We start from the raw sequence: 18,334 nt of genomic DNA, 5'->3' as shown, positions 1-18,334 counted from the left end.
CGCATCCAGCGCGCCAGCGCCGACAACGAGAAAGGGCCGATCGCACAAGCGATCGGCCCTTTTCCTCACCGGGGAACTACACGCCGAGGCGCTGCTTCACCTCGATGACGGACGGGTTCGTGGCCGTCGAGCCGTCCGGGAAGATGACGGTGGGCACGGTCTGGTTGCCGCCGTTGGCCTTCTCGACGATCTCGGCGGTGCCGGGCACCTCTTCGATGTTGACCTCGGTGTAGCCGATGCCGGCCGACGTCAGCTGCTGCTTCAAGCGGTTGCAGTAGCCGCACCACGAGGTGCTGAACATGGTGATGGTTCCGTTTTCGGGGGTGTAATCCATGATGTCGATCCTCTCAGACGCTGGGGCGCGCTATCTTGGTTGAAGCGCAGACGCTGCCTCTTTCATTCCCCCAGCACTAGAGGAAACGAACTTTATGAGAATTGGTGTGCTCACCAGCGGTGGAGATTGTCCGGGACTCAACGCGGTCATCCGCGGGGCCGTGCTCAAGGGCACGAAGATCTACAACCAGGAGTTCGTGGGCATCCGCGACGGCTGGCGGGGGGTTGTCGAGGGTCTGACGATGCCTCTCGATCGGCACAGCGTGCGCGGTCTATCGAAGCAGGGCGGCACGGTGCTCGGCACGAGCCGCACCAACCCGTTCGAGGGTCCGCACGGCGGCCCCAAGAACGTGCAGGCCACGCTCGACCGCCTCGGCATCGACGCGCTCATCGCCATCGGCGGCGAGGGCACCCTGGCCGCGGCCAAGCGTCTCACCGACGAGGGCCTCAAGATCGTGGGCGTGCCGAAGACCATCGACAACGACCTCGACGCCACCGACTACTCGTTCGGCTTCGACACGGCCGTCGAGATCGCCACCGAGGCCATCGACCGCTTGCGCACCACGGGCGAGTCGCACAAACGCTGCATGGTGGTCGAGGTCATGGGCCGCCACGTCGGCTGGATCGCGCTGCACGCCGGCATGGCCGCCGGGGCCCACGCCATCCTGATTCCCGAGCGCCCGCAATCCGTCGAGCAGATCTGCGATTGGGCGAAGAGCGTCGCCGATCGCGGCCGCGCGCCCGTCATCGTCGTGTCCGAGGGTTTCACGCTCGACACCATGGAATCGGCGCACTCCGAGAAGGGCCTCGACGCCTTCAACCGCCCCCGCCTGGGCGGCATCGGCGATGTGCTCGCCCCCATCATCGAGGAGCGCACGGGCATCGAGTCGCGCTCGACCGTCCTCGGTCACCTGCAGCGCGGCGGCGTGCCGAGCGCTTACGACCGCGTGCTGTCCACGCGCCTCGGCATGGCGGCCATCGACTCGGTCATGAACGGCGAGTGGGGCACCATGGTGGCGCTCCGCGGCACCGACCTCGTCAACGTTCCGTTCGCCGACGCGCTCGGCGGGTTGAAGAAGGTCCCCGCGGCGCGCTACGACGAGGCCGCGATCCTCTTCGGCTGATCGGCTTGCCGATACAACGGGCCCCGGATGCTTCAGCGTGACGCTAGGACATCCGGGGCCCGTTTCGTGCAATCTGGCGCTTAGGCCTCGGCGCCAGCCTCGTCGGCCAACCCCAGCACGTCGAGAATCCACGCGAGCTCGTAGGCGCGCTCGTGCCAGGCGTTGTACCGCCCGCTCACGCCGCCGTGCCCGGCGCTCATCTCGGTTTTCAGCAGCACGGGTGCCCCGACCTCGCGCAGCCGCGCCACCCACTTCGCGGGTTCGACGTAGAGCACACGCGTGTCGTTGATGCTCGTCACGGCCAGGATGCGCGGGTACTGCACATCGTCGCGCACGTTCTCATACGGGCTATAGGACTTCATATAGGCATAGACGTCGGCGTTGTCGAGCGGGTTGCCCCATTCATCCCACTCGATGACCGTGAGGGGCAGCGACGGGTCGAGGATGCTGGTGAGCGGGTCGACGAACGGCACGGCGGCCAGGATGCCCGCGAAGGTTTCGGGGGCGAGGTTCGCGACGGCGCCCATCAGCAGGCCTCCCGCGCTGCCACCCTCGGCGACGAGTCGCTGCGGCTCGGTGTAGCCCGCCTCGATGAGGTGGTGTGCGGCATCCACGAAGTCGGTGAACGTGTTCTTCTTCGTGAGCGTCTTGCCGTTCTCGTACCAGGTGCGACCCATCTCGCCGCCGCCCCGCACGTGCGCGATGGCGAAGACGACGCCGCGGTCGAGCAGCGAGAGCCGGGCGACCGACATCGACGGGTCCATGCTGGCCTCGTAGGAGCCGTAGCCGTAGAGCTCGAGCGGCGCGGGCAGTGTGACGCCCTTCTTCCAGACGAGCGAGATCGGAACGCGGGTTCCGTCGGCCGCCGTGGCCCATTCGCGCTTCTGCTCGTAGTCGGAGGCGTCGTAGCCGCCGCGCACGGGCTGCTGCTTCAAGAGCACGCTCGTGCCCGTGACCACGTCATAGTCGAAGACGGTCGAGGGTGTGACGAGCGAGCCGTAGCCGTAGCGCACGGTCGGCTGCGACCATTCGGGGTTGGAGGACGCGCCCACCGAGAACAGCGGTTCGTCGAACGACAGCTCGCGCGGCACGAGGTCGTCGATCGACGAGTCGGCGTCGAGGGGCCACACGGCCAGGCGCGTGAGGCCGTCGCGGCGGTAGCCGAACAGCAGGTGTTTCTCGAACGCCTCGACGTCTTCCAGGCGCACGTCGTCGCGGTGGGGGAGGACGGCGCGCGCGTCGGCCGGCCCGGTTCCCGGGTTCGACGGGGACACCGTGACGAGCTCGAAGTTCAGCGCGCCGTCGTTGTGCAGGATGAGCAGGTGGTCTTCGCCCCCGATCACGGCGTGCTCGACCGAGTATTCGACGTCGTCGCGCCGCGGCCATACGACGGTCGCCTCGCCCTCGGGGTCGGCGGCGTCGAGCAGGTGCCACTCGCTCGTCACGCTCGACGACGACACGAAGACGATGTATTTGCCCGAGCGGGTCGTGCCGGCCCCCACCCAGAAGCTCTCGTCGGGTTCGGTGAACACGGCCACATCGTCGGATGCCGCGCTGCCCACCCGGTGACGCCACACGGTGTCGGGCCGCCAGCTGTCGTCGACGGTCGTGTAGAACACGTAGCGCCCGTCGGGGGAGAACGATGCCCCGTGGAACGTGTTGGGGATCTCGTCGGGCAGGTTCTGCCCGGTTTCGAGGTCGCGGATCTTCAGCGTGAAGCGCTCGTCACCCGACGTGTCGACGCCGTAGGCGAGGTAGCGCCCGTCGAGCGAGACATCGTAGGAGCCGATCGAGAAAAAGTCCGAGCCGGCCGATTCGACGTTGCCGTCGAGCAGGATCTGTTCGCCCGGCACGGGTTCACCGGCGACGAGCTGCGGCGGCGTCCAGTCGTTCGGCGAGTCGAGCGGAGCGCGGCAGTTCAGCGTGTACTGCTGCCCCTCGACGCTGCGCGAGTAGTACCACCACGAGCCCTCGCGCACGGGCACGCTCAGGTCGGTCTCCTGCGTGCGGCTCTTGATCTCGTCGAAGATGCGTCCGCGCAGGCCTTCCAGGTGGCCGAGCTGCTGCTCGGTGTAGGCGTTCTCGGCCTCGAGGTGGCCGATGACGGCGGGGTCTTCTTTGTCGCGCAACCACTCGTAGGGGTCGATCACGGTGTCGCCGTGGTGTTCGCGGGTGCTCGGTCGTCGGGCCGCGGTGGGCGGCGTCAGTTCTGGCATGACTTCAGGCTAGTCGGCGCGGGCGCGCGCGTTCGATCACGCAAGGGGCTGTGCGCTCCCAGCGAGCGGGCATAGTGTCGTTTTCATGACGACTACTCCGGTTCATGCACTCAACGACGGCAATCAGCTTCCGGCCATCGGCTTCGGAACCTACCCCCTGAAGGGCGACGAGGGCGCGGATGCCGTGGCCAGCGCGCTCTCGTTCGGCTACCGTCTTCTCGACACCGCGGTCAACTACCGCAACGAGGATGCCGTGGGCCGCGGCATCCGCCAATCGGGTCTGCCGCGCGACGAGGTGCAGGTCACGACGAAGTTGCCGGGCCGCCACCACGCCTACGAAGATGCGCTGCGCTCGTTCGAGGAGTCGCGCAAGCTGCTGGGTGTCGAATACGTCGACCTCTACATCATCCACTGGCCGAACCCGTCGGTGGGCAAGTTCGTGGATGCCTGGAAGGCGCTCGTGACCCTGCAGAACGACGGCCTCGCCCGCTCGATCGGCGTGTCGAACTTCACGCCCGAGCACATCGGCCAGATCGTGGATGCGACGGGTGTGGTGCCAGCGGTCAACCAGATCGAGGTGCACCCGTACTTCCCGCAGGAGGAGCTGATCTCGTTCCACCGCGAGCACAACATCCTCACCGAGGCGTGGTCGCCGCTCGGCAAGGGTTCGGCGCCGGGGGAGGAGCAGGTGGTGCAGGATGCCGCCGGGGCCCACGGTGTGAGCCCCGCTCAGGTGCTGCTGCGCTGGCACACCCAGCGCGGCGTGGTGCCCATCCCCAAGTCGTCGAAGCCCGAGCGTCAGCGCGAGAACCTCGACATCTTCGGCTTCGAGCTGAGCGACGACGAGGTCTCGGCCATCACCGCTCTCGGCCGCACGGACGGACGCCTCTTCGGGGGTGACCCAAACACGCACGAAGAGCAGTAGACCACCGCGCGGGAGGCGATGCATCCCGCAACTGCCCGGGTCGGCGCACATATCGGCGTATATGCCGTGTGTGCCGCCCCGGGCAGTGTCATGCCCACGGGTGTCCCCGTCAAAGTTGACGCCCGCCGCGCGGGGTGTAAGTATCAATACGGCCTCGCCAATTGGCAACCTCACCCGCACGAATTCTCCCCGAACTTTGGGTGAACGGTGTGTGGCGGGGGCGTCCCGAACCAGAGAATCGTGCCGGTGGACATCACCCTCATTGTTGTACTCGTCGTAGCGTTCGCGCTCTTCTTCGACTTCACGAACGGTTTCCACGACACCGCGAATGCGATGGCCACGCCCATCGCCACCGGTGCCATGAAACCCAAGGTCGCGGTCGGTCTCGCCGCCATCCTCAACCTGGTGGGAGCCTTCCTCTCCACCGAGGTGGCCAAGACCATTTCCGGCGGCCTGATCAAAGAGGGCGACGGTGGCGTGCTGATCACGCCCGAGCTCATCTTCGCGGGCCTCATCGGCGCCATCGTCTGGAACATGGTGACCTGGCTCTTCGGCCTGCCGTCCTCCTCGTCGCACGCGCTCTTCGGCGGCCTCATCGGTGCCGCCATCGTGGGCTTCAGCTTCGGGGCCATCGACTACGGCGTGCTGCTGTCGAAGGTCATCCTGCCCGCCCTCATCGCGCCCGTCACGGCCGGCCTCATCGCCTTCACGGCCACGCGCCTCGCCTACGCCATGACGCGTCGCTACGACGGCAAACCCGACGGCCGCGACGGCTTCCGCTACGGCCAGATCTTCACCTCCTCGCTCGTCGCCCTCGCGCACGGCACCAACGATGCGCAGAAGACCATGGGTGTCATCACGCTGACGCTCATCACGGTCGGCGCCCAGGCTGCCGGCACGGGCCCCGAATTCTGGGTCATCGCGGTCTGCGCCCTGGCCATTGCGCTCGGCACCTACATGGGCGGATGGCGCATCATCAAGACGCTCGGAACGGGACTCACCGACGTGAAGCCCGCCCAAGGTTTCGCGGCCGAGACCGGCACGGCGGCCACCATCCTGGCGTCGTCGCACCTCGGTTTCGCGCTCTCGACCACGCAGGTCGCCTCGGGCTCGGTCATCGGCTCGGGTCTCGGCCGCCGCGGCTCGAAGGTGCGCTGGGGCACGGCCGGCCGCATCGCGCTCGGCTGGTTGCTCACCCTGCCCGCCGCCGGCATCGTGGGCGCGCTCGCGGCCCTGATCGCGCACCTCGGCCCCATCGGCATCACGATCGACGCCATCATCGGCATCGGCGTGATCCTCGGCATCTTCCTGCGCTCGCGCAAGGACAAGGTCGACCCGCACTCCGTCTCCGAGGTCGCGGCGTCGGGTCAGGCCGTCAAGATCAAGCGGAACCCCAAGCCCAAGAAGGTGCGCAAATGATCGACTGGGGTGCGTTCCTCATCGTCTTCGTCTCGGCCATCATCGCGACGATCATCGTCGTGGGGCTGTATTCGCTCGGACTGCGGCTCTTGACGCGCGCGGGCCGCGTGCCCGTCGTCGGCCCCGCCGAGTTCACCGACGCCATCACGGTCATCACCGAGGCCGAGGCGCAGCATGCCGCCAAGCGGGCGGCCAAGGCGGCGCGCAAGAGCCCGCTCACCGACGCGCAGAAGAACATGGCCCGCTTCGGCGCCTACCTGTGCTTCGCGGCGTGTGGCGCGGCCGTGCTCTACGGCATCTACCTGATCGTCCCGTACTTCCACCAGTAGCGCGCTGGGTCAACGAGAAGAGCGGATGCCGAGGCATCCGCTCTTCGTCGTTGGGGGCGCGTGTCAGTCGGTGCCGCGCACCCGACCGATGGCGTTCATGACGTGATAGATCACGATGGCGGCGATGGTGCCGAGCGCGATGCCGTTGAACACGAGCGAACCGGCCGTGAACGAGAAGTTCGCGATGCCGACGATGAGCGCCGTCGCGGCCGTGAACTGGTTCTTGGGCTTCGAGAAGTCCACGCGGTTGTCGAGCCAGATCTTCACGCCGATGATGCCGATCAGGCCGTAGAGCGCCGTCGTGACGCCGCCCAGCACGCCCGCGGGCACGGTGGCGATGAGCTCTCCGAACTTGGGCGACAGGCTCAGCAGGATGGCGAAGAGGCCGGCCACCCAGTAGGCGGCCGTCGAGTAGACGCGCGTGGCGGCCATGACCCCGATGTTTTCGCCGTAGGTGGTCGTGCCCGAACCGCCGCCGAAGCCGGCCAGCAGCGTGGCGAGGCCGTCGGCGAAGAGCGCCCGGCCGGTGACCTTGTTGACGCTGGGGTCGGTCATCTGGGCGACGCCGCGGATGTGGCCCACGTTTTCGGCGATGAGCACCAGCACGACGGGGATGAAGGCCGGCAGGATGGCCCAGAGCGCCGGGTTCTGGAACGGGTTGTCCATGATCTGGAACGCGGGGAGCCCGATCCAGTCGGCCTTCTCGACCTTGCTGAAGTCGAGCTGGCCCTGGAACGCCGCGGCGATGTAGCCCACGACGACGCCCACGAAGATCGAGAGTCGCCCGAGCATCCCGCGGAAGAGCACGGTCGTGAGGATGACGGCGGCCAATGTGATGAGCGCCGTCAGGGGGCCCTTGTTGTAGTTGTTGAGGGCTGCGGGCGCGAGGTTCAGGCCGATGAGCGCGACGATGGCGCCCGAGACGACGGGAGGCATGAGTGCGTCGATCCAGCCGCTGCCCGTGACGCGCACGATGAGGCCGATGATCGCGAGCAGCAGGCCCACCAGGAAGATGCCGAAGAGCGCGCTGCCCATGCCCTGAGCCTGCACGGCGACCATGATCGGCGCGATGAACGCGAACGATGAGCCGAGGTAGCTCGGCAGGCGGTTGCCCGTGATGAGAAGGAACAGCAGCGTGCCCACGCCCGAGAAGAACAGCGTGGCGCTCGGCGGGAAGCCCGTGAGCACGGGCACGAGGAACGTGGCGCCGAACATGGCGACCACGTGCTGGGCGCCGAATCCGATGGTGCGCGGCCAGCTCAGGCGTTCGCCGGGCTGAACCACCTCCAACGCTCCGACGTTCTTACCGTCTCCGTGCAGTTTCCAGGGCAGCGCCATCGTTCTCCAGCTTTCGTCGCGGGGCGGGGGTGGGGTCCGGCGACGTTGCCGGCGAGAATTGCTCTCGTTACCGTATCGGTCCCTAGCGCATTACGATGAAATCTTCCCGCACATTCTCCGAGAGGACGCCTTCGGTGGCATCGACTCCCACGCGTACGACCCCCACGCGCTCAGCCCCCAGCCGGATCGACACCTTCTTCGACATCACGAAACGTGGGTCGAACATCGCCACCGAGATCCGCGGTGGTGTCGTCACCTTCGTGGCGATGGCCTACATCGTCATCCTCAACCCCATCATCCTGTCGAGCGGTCAGGATGTCGCGGGCAACGCCCTCGGCTTCCCGCAGGTCGCCGCGGTCACGGCGCTCACCGCCGGCGTCATGACGATCCTGTTCGGCATCGTCGCGCGCCTGCCCTTCGCGTTCGCGGCCGGTCTCGGCATCAACTCGTTCCTGGCCGTGAGCGTCGTCGGCCAGGTGACGTGGCCCGAGGCCATGGGCCTCGTCGTCATCAACGGTCTCATCATCGTGCTGCTGGCCGCCACGGGCCTCCGCCGCCTCATCTTCAACGCCGTGCCCGTGCAGCTCAAGATCGCCATCACGGTGGGTATCGGCCTCTTCATCGCGTTCATCGGCTTCGTCGACGCGGGCTTCGTGCGCACGACGGGTTCGGCATCCCCGCCCATCGGTCTCGGCATCGCGGGGTCGGTCGCCACCATCCCGACCGTCATCTTCGTGGTGTCGCTGCTCATCACGGGCATTCTCGTGGCGCGCAAGGTCAAGGGTGCGCTGCTCATCGGCATCGTGGCGTCGACCATCATCGCGGTCATCGCCGAGCTCATCTTCAAGGTGGGCGCCTCGAACGGCGGCGAGAACCCGGCCGGCTGGAACCTCAGCGTGCCCGCCCTGCCCGCGCAGATCGTGAGCCTGCCCGACCTCAGCCTCATCGGCCAGGTCAGCTTCGGCAGCTTCGAGCGCATCGGCGCCCTGGCCGCGCTCATGCTCGTCTTCACGCTCGTCTTCACCAACTTCTTCGACGCCATGGGCACCATGACGGGCCTGTCGCGCGAGGCGAACCTGGCCGACGCCGAGGGCAACTTCCCGCGCCTGCGTTCGGCCCTGATCGTCGAGGGCATCGGCGCCGTGGCGGGTGGCGCCACCTCCGGGTCGTCCAACACGGTCTTCATCGAATCGGGTGCCGGCATCGGCGAGGGCGCCCGCACGGGTCTCGCCAACGTGGTCACGGGTCTGCTCTTCATCCTGGCCATGTTCTTCACGCCGCTCACGCAGGTCGTGCCGACCGAGGTCGCCGCCGCCGCGCTGGTGATCGTCGGAACGCTCATGATGGCGCAGATCAAGGACATCGTCTGGACCGAGTTCTCGGCCGCCCTGCCGGTGTTCCTCACGGTCACGGTCATGCCGCTGACCTACTCGATCGCCAACGGCATCGGTGCGGGCTTCATCTCCTGGGTCATCCTGCGCGCGTTCAGCGGCAAGGCCCGCGAGATCAGCCCGCTGTTGTGGGTCGTGGCGGCTGGGTTCGCGATCTTCTTCGCGCGCGGCCCGATCGAGATGCTCATCGGCTAGCAGCCGGCCGGCCGTGTTCGTCCGAAGCCCCATCGACCGCTCCGTGCTGTCGGTGGGGCTTCGTACACTGGATGCATGAGCGCCCCATTCGGTCAGTACCCGCCCGCCCGTCAGACCATCGTTCACCTGAGCGATCCCCACTTCTTGGGCGGCAACGCGCCCCTCTACGGGGTGGTCGACACCGAGCAGCACCTCGCCCAGACGCTCGAGCAGATCCGCGCCATGCAGATCCGCCCCTCCGCCCTCGTCTTCACGGGCGACCTGGCCGACCTCGGCGAACCGGATGCCTACTCCCGCCTGCGTGCGCTCGTCGAACCGGTCGCGGCCGACCTCGGCGCGCAGCTCATCTGGCTCATGGGCAACCACGACGAGCGGGCCGAGTTCCGCGCGGGACTGTTCGGGGCGGCCGGCTCGTCGCAGGCGCCAGGCTCGACGGCACAGACGGATGCTTCCGACGCCAGGGTTTCCGCGCCCGCTCAGCAGGGCACCGACGCCCCGGTCGACGTCGTCTACGACCTCGACGGCCTCCGCTTCATCGGTCTCGACTCGTCGGTGCCGGGTTGGCACCACGGCGCCCTCGGTGACGACCAGCTCGAGTGGCTGGCCGACGTCTTGTCAGAGCCCGCCGAGCACGGCACGATCGTGGGGCTGCATCATCCGCCCGTGCCGTCGCCGCTGTCGTTCTTCGACATCCTCGAGCTGCAGGAGCAGCACCGCCTCGAGAGCGTCCTGCGGGGCAGCGACGTGCGCGCCATCCTGGGTGGTCATCTGCACTACAGCACGCATTCGGTGTTCGCGGGCATCCCCGTGTCTGTCGCCGCGGCTACCTGTTACACCATGAACCTCACGCGCCCGCTCGACCACCCGGGCGGCGTCGACGGCGGCCAGTCCTTCAGCCTCGTGCACGTCTACGACGACCGCGTCACGTTCTCCACTGTGCCCGTGGGTGACTACCCGGCGTCGAACACGTTCCCGGCCGATTTCGTCGAGCGGATGTCGCGCCTCACGCCCGCCGAGCGCCTCGAGGCCTTCTCGCGCAAACGCTGAGCCCGTCGTTCTCCCCAGCGTCGGAACGCCGTTTTTCTCCACAGGTGCGCGCCCTGCCGAGACAGCGCCACGGCCCCCGGAGTAGGGTGGAGGCATCCGGTCACGAGCCGGATTTCCTCTGCGTCGGCCACAAATTCGGCGCGCCCCGATGAGGCAATGGAGCCACAGTGAACCCTTTCCGAAGTGCGAAGAAGACGTCGACCGCCACGCGTGCGATCGACCACCCCTACCTGCAGGAGGCCGAGATGCCCGAGACCGATACCGCTACGCGCGTCGAGTCCGATTCGCTCGGCAGCATGCAGATCCCGGCCGACGTCTATTGGGGCATCCACACGGCCCGCGCGCTCGACAACTTCCCGATCTCGAAGCGGCCCATCTCGGTCTACCCCGACCTCATCGTGGGCCTCGCGTGCGTCAAGCAGGCGGCCGCTCGGGCCAACGTCGAGCTCGGTTCGCTCGATGCCGAGAAGGGTGAGCTCATCGATCGCGCCTGCCAAGAGGTCATCGAGGGCCGGTTCCACGACCAGTTCGTGGTGGGCGTCATCCAGGGCGGCGCCGGCACGTCGACCAACATGAACGCCAACGAGGTCATCACCAACATCGCGCTCGAGCTGGCGGGCCGCGAGAAGGGCGACTACGCCTTCCTCTCGCCCATCGACCACACCAACCGCTCGCAGTCCACCAACGACACCTATCCCACGGCCATCAAGATCGGCCTGGCGCTGTCGCTGCGCACCCTCCTCACCGAGCTCGAGCTGTTGCGCCGCTCATTCTCGGTGAAGGCCGACGAGTTCCGGCACGTGCTGAAGGTCGGGCGCACGCAGCTGCAAGACGCCGTTCCCATGACCCTCGGGCAAGAGTTCCACGGCTTCGCGACCACGTTGGGCGAAGACCACGAGCGCCTCGGCGAGACCACCTGGTTGCTGGCCGAGGTCAACCTCGGGGCCACGGCCATCGGCACGGGCATCACGGCCGATCCGCGCTACGCGTCCACCGTCATCCGCCACCTCAACGACATCACGGGCCTCACGCTCGAGACCGCGCCCGACCTCGTCGAGTCGACGAGCGACGCCGGCGCGTTCATGTCGTTCAGCGGCACGCTCAAGCGGTCCGCCATCAAGCTGTCCAAGATCTGCAACGACCTGCGCCTGCTGTCCTCGGGTCCCCAGGCCGGCTTCGGCGAGATCAACCTGCCGGCCAAGCAGGCGGGTTCGTCGATCATGCCGGGCAAGGTCAACCCCGTCATCCCCGAAGTCGTCAACCAGGTCGCCTTCTCGGTCGTCGGCGCCGACATGACCGTCACGATGGCGGCCGAGGCCGGGCAGCTGCAGCTCAACGCCTTTGAGCCCGTCATCGCGCACTCGCTCTTCCAGTCGATCACGTGGATGGCCGGGGCGTGCCACACCCTGCGCGTCAACTGCATCGACGGCATCACCGCCAACCACGAGCGCCTCGAGACCATGGTGGGCTCGTCGGTGGGCGTCATCACGGCGCTCACGCCCTACATCGGTTACACGGCCGCGGCGGCCCTCGCCAAGACGGCCCTGCTCACGGGTCGCAACATCGCCGACCTCGTCGTCGAGTCCAAACTCATGTCGCGCGACGAGGTCACCAAGCAGCTGTCACCGGCACGCCTGTCGGGCCTCGAGGTCATCACGACCGCCATCCCCGTCATCGACGGCAGCGCGGCGAGCGAGAAGGCCTCGACGCAGGCGCACTCAGACCATGCGGCAATGGGTGGTGAGTTCGCCGATACCCTCGACGGACACGGTGACCGTTGACCGGTCCCGCAAGAAGACCTGGGGGTCGCGGCTATAACCCGCGCCCCCGGGGCTGCCCGTCGAGATGAGGGTGCCCGGCAGCAGCGTGATCGAGCGCGAGATCTGCTCGATCAAGATGGCCACGCTCCGCACCATGTGCGACGTGTCCGAGTCCTGCATCACGTGACCGTCGAGCACCGTGCCGACGTGCAGGTTCTGCGGGTCGGCGATCTCGTCGCGCGTGACCACGAGCGGCCCGGTCGGAGTGAAACCGTCGAAGCTCTTGCACCTGGTCCACTGCGCCTCTGAATACTGGATGTCGCGCGCCGTGATGTCGTTCACCACCGTGTAGCCGAACACATAGTCGAGCGCATCGTCGCGGCTCACGTTCTTGGCCGGCTTGCCGATGATCACGCCGAGCTCGGCCTCGTAGTCGATCGACTCGGACAGGCTGCGCGGCCACGTCGTCGTGCCACCGTGCCCCGCCAGTGAGTTCGTCCACAGCGAGAACAGCGTGGGGGAGTTGTCGGTCTTCAGGTTGAGCTCGCTCGAGTGGGCCGCATAGTTGAGGCCCACCGCGATCACCTGCGGCGGTCGCAGAACGGCGGATGCGTGCGTGAAACCGCCGAGCGGATAGACACGTTCGTGCTGCCACCCCGCCGCCTCGACGGCCGCGCGGATGCGTGCGTCCTCGGAGTCGCCGCGCTCGATGAGCTGTTGCAGATCGACGGGGGAATCCTCGACGAGATCCTCGACGTATTGGACGAGGTCGTCGTGTCGCACCACCAGCCTCGTCGTCTCGGAACGGTCGTCGGCAATGAGATGGGCGTACTTCACCCCTTCAGGCTATCGGGTCGGATGACCCCCGTTCGGGTTTTGTGCGATTCGTTCACCCAGGCGAGAGCGCTTATTCTAGGTCGATGACGTACCCGACCCCGCGCGACGACCCGAACTCGTCGCACGGCCGGTTGCCCTCCGGCCCACCCATCCTCAACGCGCCCCCGGGCGCGCCCTCCGCCCCGAACAGCGCCCAGCCCGAGCAGCAGCATGCCTACGCCGCCCCCGATCGCTCGGGTCAGCAGGCGCCGCTCGCCCCACAAGAACCGCCGCTCACCCCGCGCGATCCCTACGCCACCGACGGTCGCGCCCCCGGCGCCGACGCCCAGAACGCACCGTCCTCCGCCCCCAATTCGGGGCGTTATTACCCGCCGCAGCCCGTCTATGGCGGCCCCGGGTTCACCCAGCCGGCGCGCGACGCGCAGCCGCAATACGCGCAGCCGGCCAAGGCGCCCTACTTCGTGCAGCCCGTCTGGTCGCAGCGCGTCAAGCCGTCCTCCGTCATGGCCGTCCTCGCCCTGTCCGCGATAGCCGTGCTCGGCCTGCTGCTCGGCGGGCTCATCATTTACTTCGTCTCGCAGCTCGGCGCCATGGCGGTCGGACTCTCGTTCTTCGGCGCGCTCATTCCGCTCGCCGTCGTGCTCGCCGCCGTCGCCTGGGTCGACCGGTGGGAGCCGGAACCCCGTCTCGCGCTCGTCTTCTCGTTCCTGTGGGGTGCCGCGGCCGCAGCATCCATGGCCCTACTCGTCGGGCTCGGGGTCGAGGTCGCCGCCTATCTGGCCACGGGCTCCGGTCCGGGTGCGTTCTTCTCGGCCGCCATCCAGGCACCCATCGTCGAAGAGATCGCCAAGGGTCTCGGCATCCTCATCGTCTTCTATGCCGCGCGCCGCCACTTCGACGGCCCGCTCGACGGCATGGTCTATGCGGCCGTCATCGCCGCCGGGTTCGCCTTCACCGAGAACATCCTCTACTTCGCGCAGGCGCTGTGGGATGGCGGCTTCAGCGGTTTGAGCGTCACCTTCGTGCTGCGCGCCGTGCTCTCGCCGTTCGCGCACGTCATGTTCACGACCATGACGGGTCTCGCCCTCGGTTTCGCCGCCCGACGTTCCACGTCTCTCGGCGCACTGCTCTACTTCCTGGTCGGCCTCGTGCCGGCCATTTTGCTGCACGCACTCTGGAACGGTGCGCTCTTCTTCATCGACTCCCTCGGCAGCTACATCGTCTACTACCTGCTCGTGCAGGTGCCCCTCTTCGCGGGCGCGGTCACGCTCACGGTGCTGGTGCGCCGCCACGAGATCAAGCTCACGCAGGCGCGACTCAACGAGTATGCGGCCGCCGGCTGGTTCACGCCCGCCGAGGTCACGATGCTGGCCACCTGGTCGGGTCGCCGCCGCGCCCGCGCCTGGGCCGCGACGCTTCCGGGCGACAAGGGCAAGGTCATGCGCCAGTTCGCCCGCGACGCCACGCGCCTCGCCTACACGCGCCAGCGCATCATCACGGGCCGCAACCACCTGGTCAACCGCCGCACCGAACAAGAACTCCTCGCCGCGGTCACCACCGACCGCGCGGTCCTTCTCGGCCCCTAGCCCGGCTCACCTACCCCCGCGAGGCAGATCGTGGGCTAACACAGACTCATCGCCCGGTGCTGCGGCACTGCCTGCAAGTCTCCCGGGCGACGAGTTATGTTCTCAGAATGCTCCCGTCGCGCCAGAAATGCAACACTTTTCTGGCGATCGGATGACGCGCCGCACCGCCCGCCGGGACCGCCCCGTTTTTGACTCCCGAGCCTCGCTCGGCTTGGATGGTTGCATGACTGATTCTGCGAAGAGCAAGCCCGAGATCGAAGCCCCCTCCGGCCCCGCGCCCGAGACCCTCGAGGTCGTCGACCTCATCATCGGCGATGGCGACGAGGCGGCCGCGTCCTCCACCGTCGACGTGCACTACCTGGGCGTTGCCTACGACTCCGGCGAGGAGTTCGACTCCTCGTGGAGCCGCGGCCAGTCCATCAACTTCCCCCTGCGCAACCTCATCGCCGGCTGGCAGGAAGGCATCCCCGGCATGAAGGTCGGCGGGCGCCGCCAGCTCACGGTTCCGCCGCACCTGGCCTACGGCCCGGCCGGTGGGGGACACCCGCTCTCGGGCGAGACCCTCATCTTCGTCATCGACCTGTTGGGTGTGAAGTAACCCTTGACCGTCGAAGAGATGGTGCTCTCGCTGAGTGACACCATCCCGGACTTCCCGAAGCCGGGAATCCTGTTCCGCGATCTGACCCCCGTGTTCGCCGACGCCGACGCTTTCCGCGCCGTCATCGACGACCTGGCGGGGCGCTTCGCGGGGCGGTATGACGCGGTGGCGGGCGTCGAGGCGCGCGGCTTCTTGCTGGCCTCGGCGTTGGCCTATGCATCCCACACGCCCCTCGCGATCGTGCGCAAGGCCGGAAAGCTCCCGGGCGAGGTGCTGAGCGAGGACTACGGCCTCGAATACGGTGCCGCCACGCTCGAGATCCGCCCCGGGCAGTTGCCGCAGGGTTCGCGCGTGCTGATCCTTGACGATGTGCTCGCCACGGGCGGGTCGTCGAACGCGGCGGCCACGCTCATCGAGCGCGCGGGCTACGTCGTCGCCGGCATCGGGCTCGTGCTCGAACTCGACGGCCTCGGCGGCCGCCAAGTGCTCTCCGACTACGACGTCTACTCGATCGTGGCCGAATAGCCCCGACAGCAAGAGCAACACGCACAGCGAGCACGATAGACACGCTCCACACACGAAACGCGCCGCCCCGAGGGACGGCGCGTTTCGTGTGTCACGGCGCGAAGAGCAACGCGGGCGGTCAGACGAGACCGGGGTTCAGCCATCCGACGATGTAGAGCACCACGGTGATGAGCGGCAGGGTGCCCTGCACGATGGCCGGCTTGATGCGGCCCGGGCCCGTGGTGGTGAGAACGATCGCGGCGGCGAGCATGGATGCGACGGAGAACAGTCCGATCGCGAATCCGGCCTGCTGCACGCCCACGCCATAGAGGATGCCGCCGAGCAGGGCTCCGACCGCGAGGAAGAGGTTGTAATACCCCTGGTTGTACATGAGTGCCTTGACGGCGGGCTGGTCGGCTTCCTCCTGCGACGACAGGCCGAAGCGGCGCCAGACGGTCGGGCGGGAGAACGCGTACGACTCCCAGTAGAAGATGACGATGTGCAGAACGGCCGAGAGCGTCGCCGCGATAGTTACCAGGATCACCATGACCCGAGCGTAGGACGCCCGGGTGCCGCGCGTCGGCACGCCGCGCCGCTCTCATTTCGGCCGATCCGGGAATGGAGTGGCCCATCTGACGTTGTCTTTACGGTGAGAAAGGATGTGCGTTGAAACTCTCCGTACTCGACCTGGTGCCCGTTCGCACCGATCAGAACTCCTCAGAGGCGATCGCCGCGTCGATCGGGCTGGCTCAGGCCGCCGACCGTCTGGGGTACACCCGCTACTGGGTGGCCGAACACCACAACATGGCGTCCGTCGCTTCGACGAACCCGCCCATCATCATCGCGATCCTGGCGTCGCGCACCGAGCGCATCCGCGTGGGGTCGGGCGGCGTCATGCTGCCGAACCACGCGCCGCTCGTCGTGGCCGAGCAGTTCGCCGCTCTCGAGGCCGTCGCTCCGGGCCGCATCGACCTGGCCCTCGGCCGCGCCCCCGGCAGCGACCCCGTCGTCACGGCGGTGCTCAACCGCTCGGGTGCCACCTCCGATGTCAACGCGTTCCCCAACTCGGTCGGCGACATCATCGCCCTGCTCTCGCCCGAGGGTGCCACGGTGCGCCTCACGTCCGGCCAGGAGTACGGCCTCAAGGCCACACCGCGCGCCACGAGCGTTCCGGATGTCTGGCTGCTGGGTTCGAGCGACTACTCGGCGCAACTCGCCGCCTCGATGGGCCTGCCCTACGTGTTCGCGCACCACTTCAGCGGCGAGGGCACCGAGCGCGCGCTCGACCTCTACCGCTCGCAGTTCCGCCCGTCCGAGTTCCTCGAGGCGCCGCGCACGTTCTTGACCGCCAACGTGGTCGCCGCCGACACGGCCGACGAGGCCGCTCTCCTCGCGCTGCCGCAGATGCAGCAGATGGCGCGCCTGCGCACCAATGATCCGCTCGGCGCCCTGCTGACGGTGGAGGAGGCGCTCGCCGCCGACGTCACCGACCTGCAGAAGGAGTTCGTCGAGCGCATGCGCGGCACCTGGATCGTCGACGACGGTGCCGGTGCGGCCGCACGCGTGCGTCAGCTGGGCGAGCGTTTCGGTGTCGACGAGGTCATGGTCTCGCCGGGTGCGTCGGCCCGCCAGGGCACCGCTCCGGATGCCGCGCCCGCCCGCATCCGCACGCTCGAACTCCTGGCCGAGCAGCTGCTCACGAGCGACGCGGCCTGATCCGTCGCACTGCACACGCATGAAGAAGGGCCCCGGATGATTCCGGGGCCCTTCTTCTGTGTCCGATGCTCCTCGATGTCGGGGAGCGCGGGGTGACCGGTGGGTCAGAACCCGCCGAAGTCTCCGCCGCCGAAGTCGCCGCCGCCACCGAAGTCGCCGAAGCCGCCTCCGCCGAAGTCTCCGCCGCCGTCGGCCGAGATCGTGTCGGCACCGGGGTCGCCGCCCGCGTCGGATCCGGCGCCCGAGTCGGCCCCGGCATCCTGCGAGCCGTCGCCCGAACCGTCCTGTGAGCCGTCACCCGAGCCATCGCCCGCCGCATCGTTGCCGCCCATGTCGTTCGGCAGGAACGCGGACATCAGCGCCGAGGCCACGAAGAAGCCGGCCACCGTGCCCATCAACGAACCGGCGAACATGCTGCCCATGCCGGGCCCGCCGCGACCGCCCTGGTTCGAGAACGAGCGCTCGAGCGTGCCGGGCTGGCGCATCTCGGATCGCGTCGCCGACGAGGCGAGAGCCGCGGGGGAGTCGTCGCGCGGGGCGTCACCCTGCGGCGCGTTCTGGCTGAGCTCCTGGAACACCTGCTGGCGCTGCTCGTTCGTCAGCTTGCCGAACGCCTCGCGGTGCACCTCTTCGATCTGCTCGGGGGGAGCCGTGCGCAGCAGGTAGCGGTAGCGCTCGATGGCGATCTCGTCCTCGCTGCGAGCTTGGCCGTTCTGGCCGGCGCCGTTCTGCCCGGCGCCCTGCTGACCGGGATTCTGCGGCCCGCCCTGCGGCGCGTACCCGCCCTGCGGCTGATCGTAGGACTGCTGCCCGTAGCGGTACTGCCCCTGGCCGTACTGCCCGCCGGGGTTTTGCTGATTCTGCGGGTTCTGCTGGTTCGGTTCTTCGCGTCCGAGAAGTCGGTCGAGGAATCCCATGTCGGTGGCCCTTCAGCTATGAACGAGGTATGTTCACACGAGCCTAGGCACGCGGCATCCCGGATGTCTGTGCCCCCACTGTGAGAGCACTGGCAGCGC

At 68.0% G+C, this 18,334-nt stretch carries 17 protein-coding genes; 11 read left to right on the top strand and 6 right to left on the bottom strand.

What is annotated here, in order from left to right; genetic code table 11:
* Window positions 1–76: 76 nt before the first annotated feature.
* A complete protein-coding gene (locus ACUWEX_RS09845) occupies window positions 77–334 on the bottom strand; it encodes a mycoredoxin (protein WP_077052809.1) in 258 nt (85 codons plus the stop codon).
* A gap of 94 nt (window positions 335–428) precedes the next feature.
* Here ACUWEX_RS09845 and ACUWEX_RS09840 point away from each other — a divergent pair, with 94 nt between their 5' ends.
* Window positions 429–1,457, top strand: a complete 1,029-nt coding sequence (locus ACUWEX_RS09840; RefSeq protein ID WP_079728397.1) for a 6-phosphofructokinase — start codon at window positions 429–431, stop codon at window positions 1,455–1,457.
* Window positions 1,458–1,537: 80 nt separating this feature from the next.
* On the opposite strand, the gene ACUWEX_RS09835 is transcribed toward ACUWEX_RS09840, so the two are convergent.
* The gene (locus ACUWEX_RS09835; protein WP_445996121.1) at window positions 1,538–3,673 is read right to left on the bottom strand and encodes a S9 family peptidase; all 2,136 of its coding nucleotides are present in this window, start codon (window positions 3,671–3,673) and stop codon (window positions 1,538–1,540) included.
* 85 nt (window positions 3,674–3,758) lie between these two features.
* Between ACUWEX_RS09835 and ACUWEX_RS09830 the strand changes: the two genes are divergently transcribed.
* The 3 genes from ACUWEX_RS09830 to ACUWEX_RS09820 all read left to right on the top strand — a co-directional run bounded on the left by ACUWEX_RS09830 (window position 3,759) and on the right by ACUWEX_RS09820 (window position 6,346).
* Complete coding sequence (locus ACUWEX_RS09830) at window positions 3,759–4,598, top strand: aldo/keto reductase (protein ID WP_445996120.1); 840 nt, start codon at window positions 3,759–3,761, stop codon at window positions 4,596–4,598.
* Window positions 4,599–4,844: 246 nt separating this feature from the next.
* Window positions 4,845–6,017 (top strand): inorganic phosphate transporter, encoded by a 1,173-nt coding sequence (locus ACUWEX_RS09825; RefSeq protein WP_079728400.1) that lies wholly within the window; start codon window positions 4,845–4,847, stop codon window positions 6,015–6,017.
* Window positions 6,014–6,346 carry a peptidase gene (locus tag ACUWEX_RS09820; RefSeq protein ID WP_445996119.1) on the top strand — a complete coding sequence of 111 codons (333 nt, stop codon included), beginning with the start codon at window positions 6,014–6,016 and terminating at the stop codon, window positions 6,344–6,346. Before ACUWEX_RS09825 ends, ACUWEX_RS09820 begins: the two co-directional genes overlap by 4 nt.
* Before the next feature lie 63 nt (window positions 6,347–6,409).
* Here the strand turns inward: ACUWEX_RS09820 and ACUWEX_RS09815 are convergent, their stop codons facing one another.
* Entirely contained in the window at window positions 6,410–7,684 is a 1,275-nt protein-coding gene (locus tag ACUWEX_RS09815; protein ID WP_445996118.1) for a uracil-xanthine permease family protein, read from the bottom strand.
* A 95-nt stretch (window positions 7,685–7,779) separates the two neighbouring features.
* Here ACUWEX_RS09815 and ACUWEX_RS09810 point away from each other — a divergent pair, with 95 nt between their 5' ends.
* From ACUWEX_RS09810 to ACUWEX_RS09800, 3 genes are all read left to right on the top strand, one after another.
* Entirely contained in the window at window positions 7,780–9,270 is a 1,491-nt protein-coding gene (locus ACUWEX_RS09810; protein ID WP_079728403.1) for an NCS2 family permease, read from the top strand.
* A gap of 75 nt (window positions 9,271–9,345) precedes the next feature.
* Window positions 9,346–10,317, top strand: coding sequence for a phosphodiesterase (locus ACUWEX_RS09805; protein WP_445996117.1), 972 nt, complete (start codon window positions 9,346–9,348; stop codon window positions 10,315–10,317).
* A 245-nt stretch (window positions 10,318–10,562) separates the two neighbouring features.
* A complete protein-coding gene (locus ACUWEX_RS09800; protein WP_445997635.1) occupies window positions 10,563–12,098 on the top strand; it encodes an aspartate ammonia-lyase in 1,536 nt (511 codons plus the stop codon).
* On the opposite strand, the gene ACUWEX_RS09795 is transcribed toward ACUWEX_RS09800, so the two are convergent.
* Window positions 12,036–12,914 (bottom strand): fumarylacetoacetate hydrolase family protein, encoded by an 879-nt coding sequence (locus ACUWEX_RS09795; protein ID WP_079728405.1) that lies wholly within the window; start codon window positions 12,912–12,914, stop codon window positions 12,036–12,038. The two genes, ACUWEX_RS09800 and ACUWEX_RS09795, sit on opposite strands and share 63 nt — an antisense overlap.
* 83 nt (window positions 12,915–12,997) lie before the next feature.
* Here ACUWEX_RS09795 and ACUWEX_RS09790 point away from each other — a divergent pair, with 83 nt between their 5' ends.
* The 3 genes from ACUWEX_RS09790 to ACUWEX_RS09780 all read left to right on the top strand — a co-directional run bounded on the left by ACUWEX_RS09790 (window position 12,998) and on the right by ACUWEX_RS09780 (window position 15,623).
* Complete coding sequence (locus tag ACUWEX_RS09790) at window positions 12,998–14,500, top strand: PrsW family glutamic-type intramembrane protease (protein ID WP_445996116.1); 1,503 nt, start codon at window positions 12,998–13,000, stop codon at window positions 14,498–14,500.
* Window positions 14,501–14,723: 223 nt separating this feature from the next.
* Window positions 14,724–15,098: an FKBP-type peptidyl-prolyl cis-trans isomerase gene (locus tag ACUWEX_RS09785; protein WP_079728406.1), complete on the top strand. Its 375-nt coding sequence runs from the start codon at window positions 14,724–14,726 to the stop codon at window positions 15,096–15,098.
* Window positions 15,099–15,116: 18 nt separating this feature from the next.
* The gene (locus tag ACUWEX_RS09780) at window positions 15,117–15,623 is read left to right on the top strand and encodes an adenine phosphoribosyltransferase (RefSeq protein ID WP_079728407.1); all 507 of its coding nucleotides are present in this window, start codon (window positions 15,117–15,119) and stop codon (window positions 15,621–15,623) included.
* A gap of 118 nt (window positions 15,624–15,741) precedes the next feature.
* Here the strand turns inward: ACUWEX_RS09780 and ACUWEX_RS09775 are convergent, their stop codons facing one another.
* Window positions 15,742–16,149 carry a DUF1304 domain-containing protein gene (locus ACUWEX_RS09775; RefSeq protein WP_445996115.1) on the bottom strand — a complete coding sequence of 136 codons (408 nt, stop codon included), beginning with the start codon at window positions 16,147–16,149 and terminating at the stop codon, window positions 15,742–15,744.
* A 119-nt stretch (window positions 16,150–16,268) separates the two neighbouring features.
* Between ACUWEX_RS09775 and ACUWEX_RS09770 the strand changes: the two genes are divergently transcribed.
* A complete protein-coding gene (locus tag ACUWEX_RS09770; protein ID WP_445996114.1) occupies window positions 16,269–17,318 on the top strand; it encodes an LLM class flavin-dependent oxidoreductase in 1,050 nt (349 codons plus the stop codon).
* A 104-nt stretch (window positions 17,319–17,422) separates the two neighbouring features.
* On the opposite strand, the gene ACUWEX_RS09765 is transcribed toward ACUWEX_RS09770, so the two are convergent.
* Window positions 17,423–18,235 carry a hypothetical protein gene (locus ACUWEX_RS09765; protein WP_079728409.1) on the bottom strand — a complete coding sequence of 271 codons (813 nt, stop codon included), beginning with the start codon at window positions 18,233–18,235 and terminating at the stop codon, window positions 17,423–17,425.
* Between the last annotated feature and the right edge of the window lie 99 nt (window positions 18,236–18,334).

The sequence above is a fragment of the Okibacterium fritillariae genome (assembly GCF_052783725.1).
Note: the sequence above shows the minus strand (reverse complement) of the source record. Positions and strands in the feature narration are given on the sequence as shown.